The 17241-nt window shown below is 77.0% G+C and carries 13 protein-coding genes; 2 read left to right on the forward strand and 11 right to left on the reverse strand.

Translation table 11 applies throughout. The annotated features are described in order from the left end of the window. Nucleotides 1–189: 189 nt before the first annotated feature. The 7 genes from OG335_RS33575 to OG335_RS33605 all read right to left on the reverse strand — a co-directional run bounded on the left by OG335_RS33575 (nucleotide 190) and on the right by OG335_RS33605 (nucleotide 11597). Entirely contained in the window at nucleotides 190–1542 is a 1353-nt protein-coding gene (locus OG335_RS33575) for an MFS transporter (RefSeq protein ID WP_405014909.1), read from the reverse strand. A gap of 98 nt (nucleotides 1543–1640) precedes the next feature. Continuing rightward, nucleotides 1641–4370 carry a lanthionine synthetase LanC family protein gene (locus OG335_RS33580; protein WP_405014910.1) on the reverse strand — a complete coding sequence of 910 codons (2730 nt, stop codon included), beginning with the start codon at nucleotides 4368–4370 and terminating at the stop codon, nucleotides 1641–1643. A 107-nt stretch (nucleotides 4371–4477) separates the two neighbouring features. Next, nucleotides 4478–4636: a hypothetical protein gene (locus tag OG335_RS33585; protein WP_405014911.1), complete on the reverse strand. Its 159-nt coding sequence runs from the start codon at nucleotides 4634–4636 to the stop codon at nucleotides 4478–4480. 159 nt (nucleotides 4637–4795) lie between these two features. Continuing rightward, nucleotides 4796–4930 carry a hypothetical protein gene (locus OG335_RS33590; RefSeq protein ID WP_405014912.1) on the reverse strand — a complete coding sequence of 45 codons (135 nt, stop codon included), beginning with the start codon at nucleotides 4928–4930 and terminating at the stop codon, nucleotides 4796–4798. A 331-nt stretch (nucleotides 4931–5261) separates the two neighbouring features. Beyond that, nucleotides 5262–8210 carry an AAA family ATPase gene (locus OG335_RS33595; RefSeq protein ID WP_405014913.1) on the reverse strand — a complete coding sequence of 983 codons (2949 nt, stop codon included), beginning with the start codon at nucleotides 8208–8210 and terminating at the stop codon, nucleotides 5262–5264. Between the two features lie 52 nt (nucleotides 8211–8262). Next, on the reverse strand, nucleotides 8263–8505 hold the full coding sequence (locus OG335_RS33600; protein ID WP_405014914.1) for a hypothetical protein: 243 nt from the start codon (nucleotides 8503–8505) through the stop codon (nucleotides 8263–8265). Then, entirely contained in the window at nucleotides 8502–11597 is a 3096-nt protein-coding gene (locus OG335_RS33605; protein ID WP_405014915.1) for a type 2 lanthipeptide synthetase LanM family protein, read from the reverse strand. Before OG335_RS33605 ends, OG335_RS33600 begins: the two co-directional genes overlap by 4 nt. 235 nt (nucleotides 11598–11832) lie before the next feature. On the opposite strand from OG335_RS33605, the gene OG335_RS33610 reads away from it, so the two are divergent. Then, nucleotides 11833–12726, forward strand: coding sequence for a hypothetical protein (locus OG335_RS33610; RefSeq protein WP_405014916.1), 894 nt, complete (start codon nucleotides 11833–11835; stop codon nucleotides 12724–12726). Between the two features lie 41 nt (nucleotides 12727–12767). Here the strand turns inward: OG335_RS33610 and OG335_RS33615 are convergent, their stop codons facing one another. Then, entirely contained in the window at nucleotides 12768–13703 is a 936-nt protein-coding gene (locus tag OG335_RS33615) for an SDR family oxidoreductase (RefSeq protein WP_405014917.1), read from the reverse strand. A 151-nt stretch (nucleotides 13704–13854) separates the two neighbouring features. Here OG335_RS33615 and OG335_RS33620 point away from each other — a divergent pair, with 151 nt between their 5' ends. Next, a complete protein-coding gene (locus tag OG335_RS33620; protein WP_405014918.1) occupies nucleotides 13855–14502 on the forward strand; it encodes a TetR family transcriptional regulator in 648 nt (215 codons plus the stop codon). A gap of 87 nt (nucleotides 14503–14589) precedes the next feature. Here OG335_RS33620 and OG335_RS33625 read toward each other — a convergent pair whose 3' ends face one another. The 3 genes from OG335_RS33625 to OG335_RS33635 are packed head-to-tail and all read right to left on the reverse strand — an operon-like array spanning nucleotide 14590 to nucleotide 17173. Continuing rightward, nucleotides 14590–15270, reverse strand: a complete 681-nt coding sequence (locus OG335_RS33625) for a response regulator (protein ID WP_405014919.1) — start codon at nucleotides 15268–15270, stop codon at nucleotides 14590–14592. A gap of 13 nt (nucleotides 15271–15283) precedes the next feature. After that, a complete protein-coding gene (locus OG335_RS33630; RefSeq protein ID WP_405014920.1) occupies nucleotides 15284–16576 on the reverse strand; it encodes a sensor histidine kinase in 1293 nt (430 codons plus the stop codon). Between the two features lie 27 nt (nucleotides 16577–16603). Then, entirely contained in the window at nucleotides 16604–17173 is a 570-nt protein-coding gene (locus OG335_RS33635; protein ID WP_405014921.1) for a hypothetical protein, read from the reverse strand. Nucleotides 17174–17241: the final 68 nt, after the last annotated feature.

Here is a 17241-nt window from a genome sequence, read left to right on the forward strand (position 1 = left end):
GAAAGAGGCATGCAGGCGTTCCTTCAGCGTCCGGGGGCGCGCGTCGGGCGGTGCGAGGGGGCTTGTGGCCGTTGTCGTGAACATCGTCGAGGCGGCGCCGTGCGGCGCACATCGGGGCACCGCCCCCATATTTGTGCGGGCCCGCCGGGCGGCCGTACGTGGGGGCCGGCGGGTGGACGGCGCCGCGGTTCACACGGTCGTGGCGGTGGCGGGCCCGGCCGCGGCGGCGTCCGGTTCGCCGGCGTCCGTTCCGTGGGCGTCCGGCGTGTCCGGGTGCGGGCCGTCCGCGGCCGCCGCGCGCCGGTCCGCCGCGCGCAGGTCGCGGGCCGCGCGGGCCGCAGACGGGCCGACCGCGCCGATGACCAGCAGCGCGGCGCCGATCAGCACCCACAGCGCCGACCGGACGCCCAGCAGGTCGCCGAGGAATCCGCCGGCCAGCGCACCGACCAGCGCGGTCGCCGACGTGACGACCTGGAGCGCCGCCATGGCGCGGCCCATCACGGCCTCCGGGACGTCGGTCGCCAGCACGGACACCAGTGCCACGTTGGCCACCGCGCCGAACAGCACGGGGAGGCCGATCCCCAGCGCGGCGCACACCACGGCCAGCGGCAGCGGCCCGGCCGCCACGGGCAGCAGCACCGACGACAGCAGCGCCCCGCCGAAGCACACCAGCACCGTCAGCCGGGCGTCGCGTCCCGGGTGCAGCAGCCGCCCGGCGACGGCCGACCCGGTCAGCCCCATGACACCCGACAGCACGAACGCCAGCCCGTACACGCCGACCGGCAGGTGCACGGTGCGCAGCAGGAACGGACCGGTCAGCGTCGCCGCCCCGGCCAGCGCCGCCGCCGGCGCCACCATGAAGAGCAGCAGGGCGCGGTGGAACGGGTGAGCGGCGAAGAACCGCAGCCCGGCGGCCGCCCCGCGGACGCCCTGCCGCGGGGCGGCAGCGCGCGGGAGGGCCGCCGTCCGGTCCGGCGACCGCATGCTCGCCAGCGCCAGCGCGCTCAGCAGGTAGCTGGCGCCGTCCGTCGCCAGCGCAGCCGAGCTGCCGAACAGCGCGATCACCGGGCCGGCCAGGATCCGGCCGGCCAGCGCGGCACCGAACTGCCCGGCCTGCAGCCGCGCCCGGGCCTGCCCGATCGCCTGCGCGCCGACCAGCTGGCGCAGGTGGACGAAGTAGAGGGAGGCGAGCAGGACCCCGAGGAATCCCTGGACGAGGCCGAGGCCGATCAGCCAGCCGATCGATGCCACCCCCTGCCGCAGGCCCAGGGCCACGGCCCCGACCGCGGCGGCCGACAGCAGGTCCAGCAGCAGCATCGCCCGCCGGGGGCGGGCGACGCGGTCCGCCAGGGCCCCGGCCAGGAGGCCGAGGACGATGCCCGGCACCGTCGCCGCGGCACCGATCACACCGACCTCGCCGGGCGTGGCCCCCAGATCCGTCAGGGCCACGACCGGCAGGGCGATGGCGGTGAACACGGAGCCGAACGCCGAAGCGGTCTGCCCGCACCAGTAGAGGTTGACGTCACGTCGCACAGCAGACACTCCAGGGAGGGGAGGAAGGGATCTCCTCGCGCACGGCCGCACGGGGCCCGGGCCCGCCCGTGCGGCCCGGACCCCGTGCGGCGGAGGAGACGGCGGCGCTACCCGGCTGCGGGCCCCCACCCGGTGGGCGGAGCCGCCGCGGACGGCGAGCCGACGGTGGACAGGGCATCGGCGGTGGACAGGGAGTCGACGGTGAACAGGGCGTCGGGCCGGGGCGCCAGCAGCTCGGTCAGGAACAGCAGGACACCGGCGGAGCCGCTCCACAGGTCGGCGCTGTAGCGCAGCAGCTGGTCGCCCGGCATCCGCACCCCGGTCGCGTGCGGGACGGCGAAGCCGAACAGCTTCTGCGCCGTCCGCACCGCCGCCGCCCGGCTCTCCGCCGAACCGGTCACCGCCGCGTGGTCCGCGAGGGCGAACCCCAGCCCCGACAGGCCCTGGAACAGCCCGGGCATCACCGTGTACGCGACGCCCATCACCGGCAGCAGCCGCGGCATCGCCCCGGCCAGCCGCTCGTCGTCGGCCACCGCCAGGTAGCGGGACGCCACGTGCAGCATCCCCGCCGACCCGCAGTACAGGTAGGGCATGGCCCGGCCGTCCACCGCCGAGACGGGGAAGGTCATGCCCGCCTCCTCGGAGGCCGTCTCGCGGTCCAGTTCCAGGTGCAGCAACTGCAGCCCGCGCTTCAGGAGCGCCTGGTCACCGCAGACCGCGGCGAGCTGGTGCAGCATCAGGGCGACCCCGGTCCGCCCGTGCGCCAGGCCGGTCGCGTCGTCCGGCCCCAGCCGGGCCGCCAGCGCCTCGTCGTCCGGCAGGGCCCGGGCCAGCGCGAGGGCGCGCTCCACGTGGTGCTCGTCGCGGGTGTGGCCGTACAACGCCAGGTGGCCCAGGGCGAGACCGGCGGCGCCCCCGAACACCGTCGCGCTCTCCGCCACCAGCGGGTGCCCGTCCGCGACCGCGAGGACGTCCCGGGCCTCGTCCACCAAGCCCTGGTCGGCCAGCACCCGGGCGATCCCGGCCGCCCCGACGTACAGCCCCGGGGCGAGGTCGCCGGCCCGGTCCAGCGCCTCGCGCCGCAGCCGCTCCAGCATCCCGTCGGGCAGCGGCCGGCCCGCCCGGTGCAGCGCGTGGGCGACCCCCGCCGCCCCGTACGCCAGGCACAGCGTGTTGGTCCGGTAGCCGTCCGCGACGGTGGGGAACATCCGCTCCGGGTGCCCGACGTCCGCCATGGCCACCAGCGCGTCCGCCACCGAGTCCCGCAGGCCGGCCAGGTGCACCAGCGGGGCGGCCGCCACCTCCTCCGGCCCGGGCAGCTGCGCCGCGCCGCTCGGCGGGTGGTACCTCGTGGCGCGCCGCCACAACCGCTCCGGCACCCGGCCGACCCGGCCGATGCCGTACCGCAGGTGGTCCAGCACGTCGGGATTGCGGCGCACCACGTGGTGGAACGGGCCCACGAGCAGCTGGGCGAGCGCCGAGACGCCGTAGTCGTCGTACACCGACGGGTCGTTGCCGATCAGGCTGCGCGGCGGGGAGTAGCCGGGCGTGCCCATCGGGCTGAAGTCCGCACCGGGGCGCTGCGCCACCTCGAAGTCGACCAGCCGGACGGTGTCGTCGTCGCCGACCAGCACGTTGCCGGGGCTGACGTCGACGAAGAGGTAGCCGCAGGCGTGCAGGCGGTCGAGGGCCTGTTCGACCCCGTCGATCAGCGTCTGGCAGCGCTCGAAGTAGGCGGCGACGTCCTGGGCCGTCGTACCGGCCCTGATCAGGGGGTTGGTGCCGGCCATCCACTTGTTCATCGCCCTGCCGTCGATGAACTCGGTGACCAGGAAGTCGTGTTCCCAGGCGCTGAAATGGGCGAGCGGCTCGGGGGCCAGTCCGGGGGCCAGCCCGTGGAGGGCCCGCAGGGTCTCCCACTCGCCGCGCAGGCGCGCCCGGGCGTCGCGCCCGTCCGCCTCGACGGCCGTGTGCGCCCGGGCCTCCTTGATGAACACCGGCCGTCCGGTGGCCGCGTCGTGGCCCTGGTACGCGCCGCCGGCGTTGCTGTGCCGCACCGCCGCCTCGAACACGTACCCGCCCAGCGTCACCGGCTTCGCGGGGCCCTTCACGCTGCCCGTGCCCGTGCTTGTGCTCGTGCCCGTGCCCGTGCTTGTGCTTGTGCTCGTGCCCGTGCTCGAGCCTGCGGCCGTGCTCGGGCCTGCGGCCTTCGCCGGCGGGCGGAACGGGTCGTGGATGCCGTCCGGCGGCTGGAACGAGGCTCCCCGCAGGTCCTCCACCAGCTCGCCGTGACCGTTGCGGGCCAGCAGCATGCGGGTGCCGTCGGCCCGTACGCGCGACCGCGGCACGAAGGCCCCGTACCGGTAGTGCACCGTCCGGGAGTCCCCGAAGCGGCGGTCGGTGAGGACGAACGGCCCGTCCTCGTCGGACAGGGCCGCGCGCAGCGCCTCCATGAGCCGCCGCGCGGCCGCCTCGTCGAACGGGTACGCGGCGACGAACTTGCCGCTCTGCGGCCGGGGGGCGTGCTTGTGGTGCGCCCACTGGTGGAAGAGCCGGCAGGAGAGGTGCTTGAACGGGACGTCCTGTTCGAAGCAGATCGCGGCCACGGTGTCGAGGACCGCCTGCAGCCGGTCGGCCTTCGCGGAGACGTGGACCTTCCAGCCGTCCTCGACCCCCTCCAGCTTCCGCCGGAACCACATCGTCCACACGTTCGACTCGATGCTCCGCCACTCCGGCGGGACGGTCGAGGGGCGGTAGACCTCGCCGCGGTCGGTCGCCGACTCCAGCGGCGCGTAGAACTCCGGATCGGCGACGGCGAACGCGAGCGGCTGGTGCATGCTCTCCCCTTCTCTTCCCGCGGCAGGCAGGGCGCCCCGCGGGGCGGGCATCGGGCACGGCCCGTGGCGCCCGGACGGACCGTCCGGACGCCACGGGCTCGGGGTGATCAGGCGCAGGCGGCCAGGCTCACGCTGCTGCCGTCGGCGGGCGGCAGGATGCCGGCCTCGTCCTCGGGGCTGCTGAGGCCCTGCAGCGGGAGCACCGACTCCGCGTGCGCCTCGACCTCGTCCTCGTCGGTACCGGTGGGCTCGATGTGGTCAGCCATGATCGTCTCCTTCTCGCACGTGGTGGTGCCGTGGGTGTGTGGTGCCTCGGCGGGTGCGGCTCGCCCGGTCGCCCGGTGCCCGCAACCGCCGTCCTGCTCCTCCGCGGTCCGGCCGGGGCCGGGTGCCGCGGGAGTCCGTGCCGGCCGGAGCCGGACCGATCAGGCCTCCATCGCACAGGCCGCCAGGCTCACGCTGCTGGCGTGCGCCTGGACCTCGTCCTCCTCGCCACCGCCGAGCTCCTGCAGCGGGAGAACGGTCTCGTCGGTGCCGGTGGGCTCGATGTTGTCAGCCATGATCGTTTCTCCTTGGTCCGAGCGCGCAACAGTGGTGTGTGCGGGCCGCCCCGTCGGGCCGCCTCGTCAGGCGGCCCCGGCAGGCGGCCCCGGTTCGAGCCGAGGGCCCTTCGCCGATGGACAGAACGCTAGGCCCGGCCGCTCCGGGAACGGTCTACGCGCGGTGCGCAGTCGGTATCACCCCAGGTCGGCACCCCCGGTCGACCCGGCACCCCCGGCCGTCCCGCGCCGTCCCGGCCGACCCGCGCCGTTCAGCGTCCGCGTGGGCCGTCCCCTGGCCGACCCGGCCGTCCCGGCCGTTCCGCGCCGGTCGTGCTGCCGGCGGGCGGGCCTACTCCTCCGCGGTCAGCAGACGGGCCAGCGCGCACAGCGCGGACCGGTCCGACCGCCCCGTCTTGCGGGCCAGGCCGGCGATGTGCTTCTCCACGGTGCGCGGCGAGATGGAGAGCCGGCGCGCGATCTCCGCGTTGCTCGGGCGCCCGGCCAGCAGGGCCAGCACCTCGTACTCCCGCAGGGTGACGCCGAGTTCCCGCACCGCGGCCGGGATCCTGTCCCGCCCCGCGCGCCGCTGCCGCACGCCCGCACCCGACCCGCGCAGCAGGGCCCGGCACGCCCCGGCCACCGCGGTGACCTCGGCCGTGTGGAAGTACTCCTCGGCGGCCCGCAGCCACGACACCGGATCGCCCCACCCGTCGTCGAGCGCGGCCTCCGCCACCAGCCGAAGCCCGAGGTGGTGGGCCGCCGGGAAGAGCGCGCCGTACGTGTCGTGGACGGTCGCGAGGACGGCCGCGGCCTCGCCGCCCCGCCCCTCGCGCCCCAGCAGCACCGCCTCGGCGAGCAGCAGGAACTGGTGGTTCCAGGCGAGTTCCGCCGCCGGGGCCGCGGCGTGCGCCCGGTGCGCCGCCCGGTCGGCGCGGCCGGCGAGGACGTCCAGGAGCGGGCCCATCCCGTGACTGCCCGACAGGTAGAAGACGTTGGGGTGTGCCGCCTCCCAGTCGGCCACGGCGGCGAGCTCCGCCGCCGCGGCCGCCCTGTCCTCCTCCATCAGCGCGCAGAAGGCCCGGCACAGGCCCAGCACGACGGGGGTGAGGAAGGACTCCGCCCCGCCGGCCCGCTGGAACCGTTCGAGTTCCTGGTCCATCTCGCCGCGGCGCCCGCGGTGGGCGGCGAGCGTGGCCGAGGTCAGCAGGAGGTAGCGGTGGGTGGAGAGGTTGCGCAGTCGGGCGGTGGCCCCGAGCGAGCGGTCGACCGCCTCCCGGGCCTTCCCGTACTCGGCCCGCAGCACCGCGTGCATGGCGAGCATTCCCTCGGTGTCCTGCGTCAGCACGATCGCCCCGAGGGCACGGGCCGTCTGCCGCGCCACCTCCAGCCGGGCCGAACTCCCGGTGCGCATGAAGGCGTTGACCCCGAGCCGGACGAGCGCCCCCACCCGCCACAGCTGCAGGCCGTGCTTCTCGGCCACCGCCAGCATGCGCTCCAGGCACGCGTCGGCATGGTCGAAGCCGCGCTCGCGGCCCAGCAGCGCCAGCAGGTGCCAGGCCTGGCACGCCACCACGGGCAGCGGCGCCCGCTCCGCGACCTCGACGGCCCGGCGCGCCGACTGCTCGGCGTCCGCCGTGCGGCTGGCCCGGTCCGGCCCCGCGCCGGGCTGCGCCCCCGGCAGCAGCGCGAGATGCCCCTCGACCACGGCGAGGGCGGCGCCCTGCCCGGACAGCCCGGCGCCGCGCCCACGGGGCTCCGGCATCAGCGCGCGGGCCGCCGCCACCTGCCTCCGCGCGTCGGGGCCGCGCTCGGCCATCACGGCGTCCCAGGCGAGCCTGAGGTGCAGGTCGACCCGGCGGCCGACGTCCAGCGCGTCCGCGCCGGCCATGCCCAGCGTCTCGGCCAGCGCGAAGGCGCGCTCCAGGTGCCCGGCCCCGGCGAGGGCCTGCGCGAGGGACTCGACGACGGCCGCCCGGTCCTCCGCGGGCGCCAGCTCGGCCGCCCGCTCGAACAGCGCGACGGCCGACGCCCACGCCCCGCCGGCCTGCGCCCGCCGGCCGGCCTCCGAGTAGCCCGCGGCGGCGCGCCCGCGCTCCCCGGCCGTGGTCCACAGGTCCGCGACGAGCCGGCACCTGTCCTCCGCCAGCACCGGGTCGGCACCCTCCAGCGCGGTGGCCGCACGGCGGGCCAGGGCGGCCCGTTCGGGCGGGGCGGGCACCGCCAGCAGCGCCTCCGCCGTCAGCGCGTGCCGGAACGCGTACTGGTCGGTCCCACGGCCCACCGGGGTGACGAAACCCGCGCGGGTGGCGTCCCGCAACCGTGCGAAGAGGTGCTGCTCGCCCACGCCGAGGGCCATCTGCAACGTGGCGACGGAGAACCGCGACCCCAGGCACGCGGCCGTCAGCAGGAGGTGCCCCACCGCCGGGTCCAGCCGGCCAAGCCGCTGGGCGTGGCTCTGCACGACGGACGTCGGCACACCGGTCACCAGATCGCCCACCACCGTCGGGCCCTCCGGCGCCAGCCGCACCGCACCCGACTCCACCAGGTCGGCGAGCAACTCCTCGGCGAGGTACGGGTTGCCGCCGCCGTGCCCGGCCAGCCGGTCGACCACGGCGGCCGGCACCCTGTCCTCCGCGACCCCCAGACAGCCCGCCGCGACCGTCCGCACCCCGGCGGTGTCCAGCGGACGCAGCGTCAGCACGGCCGCCGTCCGGCGGCGGCCCGCCGCGTCGACGAGGTCGAGCGCCGCACCCGACTCCGGGCGGAGCGTGGCGACGATCAGCACCGGCAGCGCGGCCAGGTTGTCCACCAGGTAGTCGACGACCGCCAGCGTCTCGGAGTCCGCCTCGTGGAGGTCCTCCAGCACCAGCAGGCAGCCGCGCTCCCGGCCGAGCACGACCAGCAGCCGCAGCAGGGCCTCGGCGAACTCCACCATGCTCTCCGGATAGCCCGCCTCCGCCCCCCGCCACTCGGGGACCACCCGCGCGAGCGCGGGCCGGTAGGGCGCCAGCTCCGGGTCGGCGGGCAGCCCGCCGACCCGGGAGTACGAGGCGAGCGCCTCCACGAGCGGCCGGAACGGCCCGGTGAGACCCGTCGCACTGCTGCGGCCGCGCAGCACGCACACACCGAGCCGGCCAGCCCGGTCCGCGCTCTCCCGGGCCAGCCGGGACTTGCCGATGCCCGCCTCGCCCAGCACGAACACCGAGCCGCCCTGCGACGCCCGCAGCCGCGCGAGCGCCTCGTCGATCACGGCCAGTTCGGCGCCTCGGCCGGCAGTGACGGGGGAAGTGGCACGCATGGCAAGGGCTCCCGTCCTGGGGCGGCCACCGGCGGGGTGGGCGGACCGGGCGCTACCGCGCCGCCCGGCTGTCGGACTCCGGCCCCGCGGGACACGCCAGGGGCAGGGTCATGGTCATGGTCTGCGTGAAGGTCGTGGTGTTCCGCAGTCTCGCGCCCGCACCCGACAGGAGGTCGGCCCGGCGGCTCAGACCCCCGCCGCCGCCGAGCTGCACACGGCCGGCCGGATGGTCGGCGGCCTCCCCGTGCTGCGCCGCGGGCTTCTTCCAGGTGCGGACGGTCTCCGTCTCGTTCATCGCGTACTCCGTAATCCCTCGAAGGTGCCGACCTGTCCGGCGGGCAGGACGCCCCCGGCGGCCGGTGGTCCGTCACTCGGTGCCCGCAGCAGCAGCACCGAAGGCACCCGGGCGGCGAAACCCAGCCGCAGCAGGCCGTAGCCCGTCCCCGCCAGCCCGTGGAGCAGGCCGGGGACGGCCGTCCCGCCCGGCGTCCCGTACCGCAGCGCGCCCTGCTCCACCGCCGTGACCACGGCGGCGGCCCGCCGCGCCCCGGCCCCGGGTGTTGCTGCCCCGCGAACCGCGGGCTCATGCACCGCGGCCCCGGGCGTCCGGGCCGCGGACGGCCCGTCGGGCGCGGATGTCCTGTCGGGCGCAAAGGCCCCGTCGGCCGCGGATGCCCCGTCGGGCGTGGACGCGTGGACGAGCAGCTCCAGGACGCCGAGTTCGCCGTGGCACAGGCCGTACCCGGCAAGCGGTCCGCCGCCGTCCGCCGCCCGTACCGCCCGCGCCGACAGGGCCGACAGCGCCGGGTCCTCCCGGGCCGCCGGGCTGTCGGCCACCGCCAGCGCGACACCGTGCGAGCCCCGGCACCAGCCCGGCCGGTCACCGGCGCAGCCGTCCGCCGCCGCCCGTAGCGCCGCCGTCCCGGCCAGGCCGAAGCGCGCACCCCCGCCGGCCTCCGCGTACCGCAGCAGCGCCCACCCGACCCCGGCCCGCCCGTCGGCGAACCCCGGCCCGGCCGGAAGCGGCGCGTCGACCAGCCGCTCGGCGGCCCGCCCGGCGGCCCGCAGGGCCGCGGCCGACCCGGTCGTCCGGTGCACCGCGAGCAGCGCGGCCAGCCCGCCCGCCGTCCCGCCCGCCACGCCGTACTCCGCCTCGCGGTCCACGGCGTGCCCGGCGAGCTCGACTGCCGGCCCGACCAGGCTGCCGACCTCCGCGTCGTCCAGGCACCGCGCCACCGAGGCGAGCGCGTACGCGACGCCGCCGAGCCCGGCGAACCCGCCGGAGCCCACCGTGCCCAGGTCGTCCGGCCGGCGGGCCAATCCGGCCAGCAGCCCCGGCAGCGGGCGGAGTGCCTCGCGGGCCACCTCCGCGTACCGCTCCTGCCCGGTCAGCACGGCGAGCCGGGACAGGAACAGCGCCACCCCGGTCCGCCCGCTCCCCAGGTCCGCGCCGAGCGGCTGCAGCCGCCAGTAGCGGTCGCCCAGCAGCTCCAGGCCCAGCCAGTTGGCGGCCCCCGCGCCGCGGTACGCGTCCACGACGAGCCGGTCACCGACGGCGCGGGCGGCGGCGAGCAGCCGCTCGGGCGCGGGCCAGGTCCGGTCGTCCGGCCGGTGCGCCGAACCGCCGCCGCACGGCCGCGGCCCCGGCGCGCCGTCGCCGTGCGCGTCCGCGCGCGACCGGCCGGCCATGGCCGCGCGGACGATCCACTCCTGCCGCGCACAGTCCCGTGGGCCCATCGCCCGGATCCGCTCCGTCACCACGTCGAGCCCCGGCCGGTCCAGGGCGCCCGCGACGCGCCGGCCGGCCGCCGTCCACAGGTCGGCGTGGCGGGGCCGCGCCGTGAACAGCGGCACGTCGCCGTTCCACAGGTCCGCGAGCTCGTCCTCGACGAGACCGGGCCAGGGCGGAGCGTCCGCACCGTCGCCTTCGCGCAGCGTGCCCAGCACCCGGTGGCGCTCCTCCCAGTCGCGCAGGAGATCCGGGTGGGTCGACTCGTCCAGCAGCGTCGCGTACACCTGGGTGGCCCGCGCCACCACCCGCACCTCGTCGTCGGCGAACCCCGCCAACGGGCCGTCGGCGCCCAGCAGGTCGTCACGGTGCGCCACCACGGTGCGGTACCCGGCCCGGAATCCCGCCACCAGCGTCTCGACGTGCTCCGCCGGGTCGACGGCCGCCGCACCGAGACGCGGCAGGTTGGCGCCCCCGGCGAACGGCCGTGTCCCGCGGACCAGCCGCATCCGGTCGGTGCCCGCGTCGGCCCAGTCCACGACGTCCAGCGGCGTCGCCGCCCCGGGGTCACCGCCCACGCCCGAGACGTCCAGCGCGTCCTCGTCGCCGACCCACAACTGGGGCAGCAGCCCGGTGCGGTGGACGGAGGCCTCCAGGGCGACTTCGGCCGGATCCCGTCGACCGTCCGACGGATCCGGCGGATGGAAGAGCGTCTCGACGTCCACGACGACGGGCTCGTCCCGGCAGGCGACGAGGTTCTCGTGGTGCAGATCCGTGCAGCCCACGGCGTACAGCACGGCGAGCAGCCCGCCCAGCCGGCGGTAGAAGCGGTCGATGCCGTCCGCGGACGGACACCCCTCCGGCCGGACGAACTCCGCCCAGCCGTAACCGGGCCGCTCGACGACCACCGGGACGCGCAGGGCCGGCAGCCCGGACCGCGCGTTGAACCACTCCAGGAGACCGGCGCAGTGCCGGTCCACCGCGAGCGGGCGCGGCTTGTAGACCACCCGGCAGCCCGTCGCGAAGCCCAGCACCGCGACGCCCCGCCCCTGCCGGTGCCCGTCGCCCGCCGCACCGTGCACCTCGACCAGCTCGCCCGGATCGACGCCGTGCAGCAGGTCGGCGACGATCCGGGCGCGGTCGGCGGCGAAACGCTCCAGCAGCTCGCCCGTCGCCGCGGCCGCGTGCAGACAGGCCTGCCCGACCAGCCTCCCCAGCACCGGATGGTGCGTGAACAATCCGACCCGGCCGGCCCGTTGCGAGGACGCCTGCAGGAACGAACGGAAACGCAGCGCGGGCGTCCCGCCGTCGAGCCGGCCGGCCGCCCCCGCCGTGTGCAGCTCCAGCACCAGGGCCCGGGCCGCCGTCGCGGCCAGCCGCTCCGCCAGGCGCGCGGTCCACGACTCCCGGACGGAGGCGGAGACCGGACCGAGGTCGGGCAGCCGCCGCGCCGCGTGCCGCGCGAACGGCTCCATCAGCGCCGTGAAGCCGGTGAGGCCCGGTAACGCGCCGTCCGGAAGGGCCGGCGGCGCACCGTGCGCCACGACCTCCTCGACGAAGCCCGCCCACGCCGGAGGACCACCGGCGGTCCGCGCGGCCGGGGCGACGGCCCGCAGCCACCAGCCGCCGGGCAGTGACGCCGTGTCAGGGGTGATCACAGCCGGAGCGTGTCATTCACCGCGCCCGCCCCACAAGAGCACTATCCGGACAGCCACTTCACCGGCCGCCGGCCGCCGACCGCTCCCCGGTGGCCGGTGGTGGCCGGTGGTGGCCGGTGGTGGCCGGTGGTGGGCGTCCGGTCCGGCGCGGCACGCGGTGCGGACGGGCCGCGGACGGTGTGTGCGGGTCGCCCCCGGGGTACGGGTCGGGCGTCACCGGCGGCGGGGGAGACGCATGGACCCGATCGGAAGTGTGCCGTGCGCGGCGGCCGGTGCCGTGCTGACGGTGCTGTCGGCCACCGTGCTGACGGTCGCCGACCGGGCGGAGACCCGCGCCCGGCAGGCGCTCGCCGCCACCGCGGGCCCCCCGCGGCCCGTCACCGCGAGCCTGGACCTGTACGAACTGGCCTACCTCGCCTCGTCGGTGCTGCGCTCCCTGCGGGTGCCGGCGGCCGCGCTGGTACGGATGCACGCCGAAGGGCGCCTCGCCGTGACCGGCAAGGAGTACGGCGTGCTCCGGCTCCGTGTCCTCGACCCGGTGCCCCGCGACGACGTCGAGGCCACCCTCCTCCACGAGATCGGCGGCGAGGAGGGCACCGTCACCACCCGCCTCTTCTGGCACGAGGAGCACGTGCCGTGCATGGCGCGCCTGCGTGACCGGCTCGTCGCCGACGGCCTGCTGTGCGAGTGGGGCCTGCCGGACGGCGTGCCGTCCCGCGCACCCGCCGCCGTGGCCCGGAGGGCGGCACAGGCCCGCGCCCGCCGTCGGCGCAACGCCGCCGTGGCCGCCCTCCTGGCAGCCGGGTCCGCCCTCGCGGTCGTCTGCGACGCCTGGCTGCTGCCGGCCGCGCAGGTCGGCGTGCTCGTCGTCGTTCCCGTCCTGCAGGACCGCCGGCCGCCCATGAGGGGCGGCGTCACTGCGGCCGGCGAGGCCGCACGCCGGGCCGCGGCGGCCGCGCCGCTGCCCGCCGACGCCGAACTGCCGCGCAGGGTGGCCCTGTACGGGGCGCACGTCCTGCCGGGGGACCACCCCCTGGCACCCGTGCCGGCGCCCCCCGGCCCGCCCCGCGCTCCGGAGCCGCCGCGGGAGGAGTACGACCTCGACTCACCCGGCCTCGGCGGCCTCTGACCCGCATCCGCAGGTCGTGGCGGCGGCAGCCCGGTGCGGCGCTACCGGCCGGCGGTCCGGAAGTAGTGGCCCTTCTCCAGGTCCTCGATCAGGCCCGGCTGTGTCGGCTGCCAGCCGAGGAGTTCGCGGGTGAGTTCGGCGGAGGCGGGGCTGTCGAGGGCGATGAGCCCCGCCAGCCAGGTGAAGTGCGCGCCTGCCTCGTCGGGGGCCACGGATCGCGTCGGCAGACCGAGGTGGCGGCCGATGACCTCGGCGACGGTGCTGAGCGGCACGCCCGGGTCGGCGGTCGCGTGGAGGACCGAGCCGGCCGGTGCGCCTTCCAGCGCGAGCCGGAAGAGGTGCGCGGCGTCGATGCGGTGCGCGGCGGGCCAGCGCTGGGCGCCGTCGCCGACGTAGCCGGAGACGCCCTTGTCGCGGGCGACGGCGACGAGGGCGGCCATGAATCCGTGGTCGCCCTCGCCGTGCACGGTCGGGGGGAGCCGGACGACGGCCGACCGGACGTTCCGGTCCGCGAGCGCGAGGGTCAGGTGGGCGGTGCCCATCCGGGTGCTCGGGCCGCCGCCCAGGTGGTCGGGCTGCGAGTCGGCCGTGCGGCCGTCCGTCTCGGTGCTCACCCGGCCCGGGACGAGTCCGAGGAGGCCGGCGGCGATGACGAGGGGCCGGCCGGAACCCGCGAGGGCGTCGCCGAACGTCTCGACGGCGCGGCGGTCCGCGTCGGCGGCGTCCTGGAATCCGCCGGTGAAGGCGATGTCGTGCTTGAACGCGAGGTGGATCACCCCGTCCGAGGCGGCTGCCGCGTCGCGGAGGAGGTCGAGGTCGTCGAGGGTGCCCCGCACCACCTCGGCCCCGGCCGCCGTGAGGGCGGCGGCCGAGGCGTCCGAGCGGGCGAGCCCGGTGACCCGGTGGCCCGCCCCGATGAGTTCGGGGACGAGGGCGGAGCCGATCCATCCGGATGCCCCGGTGACGAAAACGCGCATGAGAAAGCCTCCAGCGTCGGCCGGTCGTCCTCGCCCGGGATGCGGGCGTGGCGACCGGGCGATGTCAGTTACTGTCATCGCCACCGTACACCTGATGTCAGCGGCTGTCGTCACGTGATGGCAGCCACTGTCGTCGGGTACGATGCCGGGCATGGGTCGATGGGAGCCGGACGCACGCGGCAGGCTCGAACGAGCGGCACTGGACCTCTACGTCGAGCGCGGCTTCGAGCGAACCTCGGTGGCGGAGATCGCCGAACGGGCGGGGCTGACGGAGCGGACGTTCTTCCGGCACTTCGCGGACAAGCGCGAGGTGCTCTTCGCGGGTTCCGCCCTGCTGCAGGAGGGCATGGTCGACGCCGCCACCCGCGCCCCCGGGGCCGCCACCCCGATGGAGGCCGTGTCGGCGGCCCTCGCGGCAGCCGCAGCCGTACTCCAGGAACGCGCGCCGCTCGCCCGCCGCCGCCAGTCCGTGATCGACGCCAACGCGGAGCTGCAGGAACGCGAGCTGATCAAACTCGCCAGGCTGGCCGCCGCACTCGCCGGCGCGCTGCGGCAGCGGGGTGTCGACGAGGTCCCGGCGAGCCTGGCCGCGGAGGCGGGCATCGCCGTCTTCAAGATCGCGTTCCGGCGATGGGTCGACCAGCCGGATCAGCCTGAGCGGGCGGACGGGCCGGATCAGCCGGAGCGGGCGGACGGGTCGGACGGGCCGGAGTCGGGGGATTGGCCCGGGGTGAAGGATCTGTCGCAGCTGGTCGAGGAGTCGCTGGCCGGGCTCAGGGCGGTCACCGCGGGCGCCTGACCCTCGGCGCCTGACCCTCGTGTCGGCGTCCGTGCCGGGCGTCCGTGCCCGCGCGCGAAGCCGCCCGGCGCGTCCGGGCGAGGTGGGTCACGCCGGGTTCCGGGCTCCCGGGGTGACGAGGCCGGACTCGTAGGCGAAGACCACGGCCTGCGCGCGGTCACGCAGACCGAGCTTCGCGAGCACCCGGCTGACGTGGGTCTTGACGGTCTGTTCGACGACGACGAGCGCCCGGGCGATCTCGGCGTTGGAGAGGCCCCGGGCGATCAGCTCCAGCACCTCGGTCTCACGGGGTGTCAGGCCGGCGAGCTGCCGGGCCGGTCCGCCGCGCGGGGCGGCCGGGCGCCGGGAGGCGAAGTCCGCGATGAGGCGACGCGTCACGGACGGGGCGAGCAGGGCGTCACCCGCGGCCACCACCCGGACGGCGTGGACCAGTTCCTCGGCGGGCGCGTCCTTCAGCAGGAAGCCGCTGGCGCCGGCCCGCAGCGCCTCGTAGACGTAGTCGTCCAGGTCGAAGGTGGTCAGCACGAGCACCCTGGGGCGGTCGCCGGGGCCCCGGAGCAGGCGGCGGGTCGCCTCCAGGCCGTCCATCACCGGCATCCGGACGTCCATCACGACGACGTCCGGGTCGAGTCGGGCGGCGGCCTCCAGCGCGGCGGCGCCGTCGGCGGCGTCACCCACCACGTGCAGGCCCGGGTGTGCGTCGAGCAGGGCGCCGAAACCCTGGCGGACCATGGCCTGGTCGTCGACGATCAGGATGCTCGTGCTCATGGTTCCCCCGTGGTCACTTCGCCGGCAGCGGCAGGTCGGCCGTCACGGTGAACCCGCCGTCGGGTCCGGCGACGGCCGAGAACCCGCCGCCGAGCACGGCGGCCCGCTCCCGCATGCCCATCAGACCATGCCCGCTGCCGCTGCCGCTGCCGCCGCTGCCGCTGCCGTTCCCCGTTCCGTCCCCGCTGCCGTACCCGCCGTCGTCCGCCCTGCCGTACGCGGTGCCGTCGCCCGGCCCGTCCCGCGTGGCGCCTTCCGTACCGTGCTGCGTGCCGCCGCGGCCGCCGGTGGCGGGCGCCCGCCCGGGGCCCGGGCCGTTGCGGACGGTGATCCGCAGCGAGGCGGCGGTCCGGTGCAACCGGACGTCCACCGCGGCGCCGTGGGCGTGGCGCCGGGCGTTCGACAGCGACTCCTGGACGATCCGGTACGCGCAGACGCCGACCGTCGCGGGGACGTCGCCGAGCTCGCCGACCACCTCCAGGCCGACGCCGGGGCCGGCCTCCAGGACCAGTGCGGGGAGCCGGTCCAGCTCCGGCTGGGGAACCCTGGCCGCCGCCTCGTCGCCGCGGAGCAGGCCGAGCAGCCGCCGCATGTCGGTCAGGGCGTCCCGGGCGGCACCGCTGACGGCCCGGAACTCCGCGTGCACCTCGGCCGAGCAGTCCGGCAGGCGATAGGGCGCGGTCTCCGCGCGGACGGCGATCAGCGACATGTGGTGGGCCACCACGTCGTGCAGTTCGCGGCCGATCCTGGCACGCTCCTCCAGCAGCGCGCGGCGGGTCCGTTCGGTCTCGCTGATGCGCTCCTGCTCGGCGAGCCGGGTGCGGGTCAGCGAGCGGTCGCGCAGCACCTCGGCCGCGACCAGGGCCAGCGCCGTGGCGATCACGACGGTCACCAGGCCGGACCAGCTGCCGCGTCCGGGCAGCGCGGCGAGCAGGACGGCGGTGACGAACGGCAGGGCCAGGCCCATCGCGGTGCAGGTGCGCCGCGGGAGCCGGCTCCCGCCCATGACGAGCAGCGCGACCGCCGCGGCCAGGCCGGTCACCGTCATCGGCCACGGCTCGGCCGCGGAGACCGGCCGGGCGAGCACGGCGGTGAGCACGGACGCCGCCAGCGACACCCCGTAGGCGAGCAGCGGACGGGTACGGACCCACAGCAGCGGCAGCGCGCGGGCGAGGCCCAGGGCGAGGGCGGTTCCGGCGTCGAGGGCGTAGTGCTGGCTCAGGTCGGCCCAGCCCAGGCCGGTCAGCGCGAGGACGGAGGCGGGCAGCGCCGCGGCCCGCAGCCGCCGGGCAGGTTCGGTGTTCATCGTCGGCCACGCTAGGGCAGTGATGGCTCAGACCTCCGGTCCGGCGCCCAGCAGGCGGACCGCGAGGCGGCGCTGGCCGGCGGTGAGCAGCCGGACGAGCGGCAGCAGGACCGCCAGGGTGAGCAGGCCGACCCCGAAGTGCGCGGCCCACGCGCCCGCCATGGTGGGGCCGCCCCAGGACGCGGAAACGTCCTGGCCCCACTCCGCCAGCGGGTAGCAGAGGCCGCGGACCAGGAAGTCCGCCCACAGCACCCCGGTGAGGGCGGCGGTGAACAACTGCAGCGGCAGGGCGAGGACGCCGTGCGCCAGGGCCCGTACGAGCCGTCGGCGGGGCAGCCGGGCGACCGGGGCGGCCAGGAGCCGGACCGCCAGGCCGCGCTGGAGCCCGAAGGCGGGCCCGGAGCGACCGGCGAACGCCGCCAGGAGCGACACCAGGCCCACCGGCAGGGCGGCCAGGGCGTAGGCGGAGGGCCGCCAGGTGTAGCAGCCGAGCAGCCGGTCGGTGATCGACCGTCCCGGCGACGGGGCCGACGGGGCCGACGGGGCCGACGGGGCCGACGGGGCCGACGGGGGTGCGAGCGGGGGTGTGAGTGCCATCGGAACGTCTCCTTCGGAGGGCTCGGCCTTGTCACACCGACGCTAGGTCTCCGCACCCCGCAGATCGT

Origin of the sequence: Kitasatospora sp. NBC_01539 (assembly GCF_045040525.1) — a bacterium.
Lineage (GTDB): Bacteria > Actinomycetota > Actinomycetes > Streptomycetales > Streptomycetaceae > Kitasatospora.

Excerpts from the sequence above, each read along its gene's own strand:
- OG335_RS33600 (WP_405014914.1), bottom strand. The coding sequence starts at position 8,505 with ATGAACGAGACGGAGACCGTCCGCACCTGGAAGAAGCCCGCGGCGCAG.
- OG335_RS33590 (WP_405014912.1), bottom strand. The coding sequence starts at position 4,930 with ATGGCTGACAACATCGAGCCCACCGGCACCGACGAGACCGTTCTCCCG.
- OG335_RS33635 (WP_405014921.1), bottom strand. The coding sequence starts at position 17,173 with ATGGCACTCACACCCCCGCTCGCACCCCCGTCGGCCCCGTCGGCCCCG.
- OG335_RS33595 (WP_405014913.1), bottom strand. The coding sequence starts at position 8,210 with ATGCGTGCCACTTCCCCCGTCACTGCCGGCCGAGGCGCCGAACTGGCC.
- OG335_RS33580 (WP_405014910.1), bottom strand. The coding sequence starts at position 4,370 with ATGCACCAGCCGCTCGCGTTCGCCGTCGCCGATCCGGAGTTCTACGCG.
- OG335_RS33615 (WP_405014917.1), bottom strand. The coding sequence starts at position 13,703 with ATGCGCGTTTTCGTCACCGGGGCATCCGGATGGATCGGCTCCGCCCTC.
- OG335_RS33610 (WP_405014916.1), top strand. The coding sequence starts at position 11,833 with ATGGACCCGATCGGAAGTGTGCCGTGCGCGGCGGCCGGTGCCGTGCTG.
- OG335_RS33625 (WP_405014919.1), bottom strand. The coding sequence starts at position 15,270 with ATGAGCACGAGCATCCTGATCGTCGACGACCAGGCCATGGTCCGCCAG.
- OG335_RS33585 (WP_405014911.1), bottom strand. The coding sequence starts at position 4,636 with ATGGCTGACCACATCGAGCCCACCGGTACCGACGAGGACGAGGTCGAG.
- OG335_RS33620 (WP_405014918.1), top strand. The coding sequence starts at position 13,855 with ATGGGTCGATGGGAGCCGGACGCACGCGGCAGGCTCGAACGAGCGGCA.
- OG335_RS33630 (WP_405014920.1), bottom strand. The coding sequence starts at position 16,576 with ATGAACACCGAACCTGCCCGGCGGCTGCGGGCCGCGGCGCTGCCCGCC.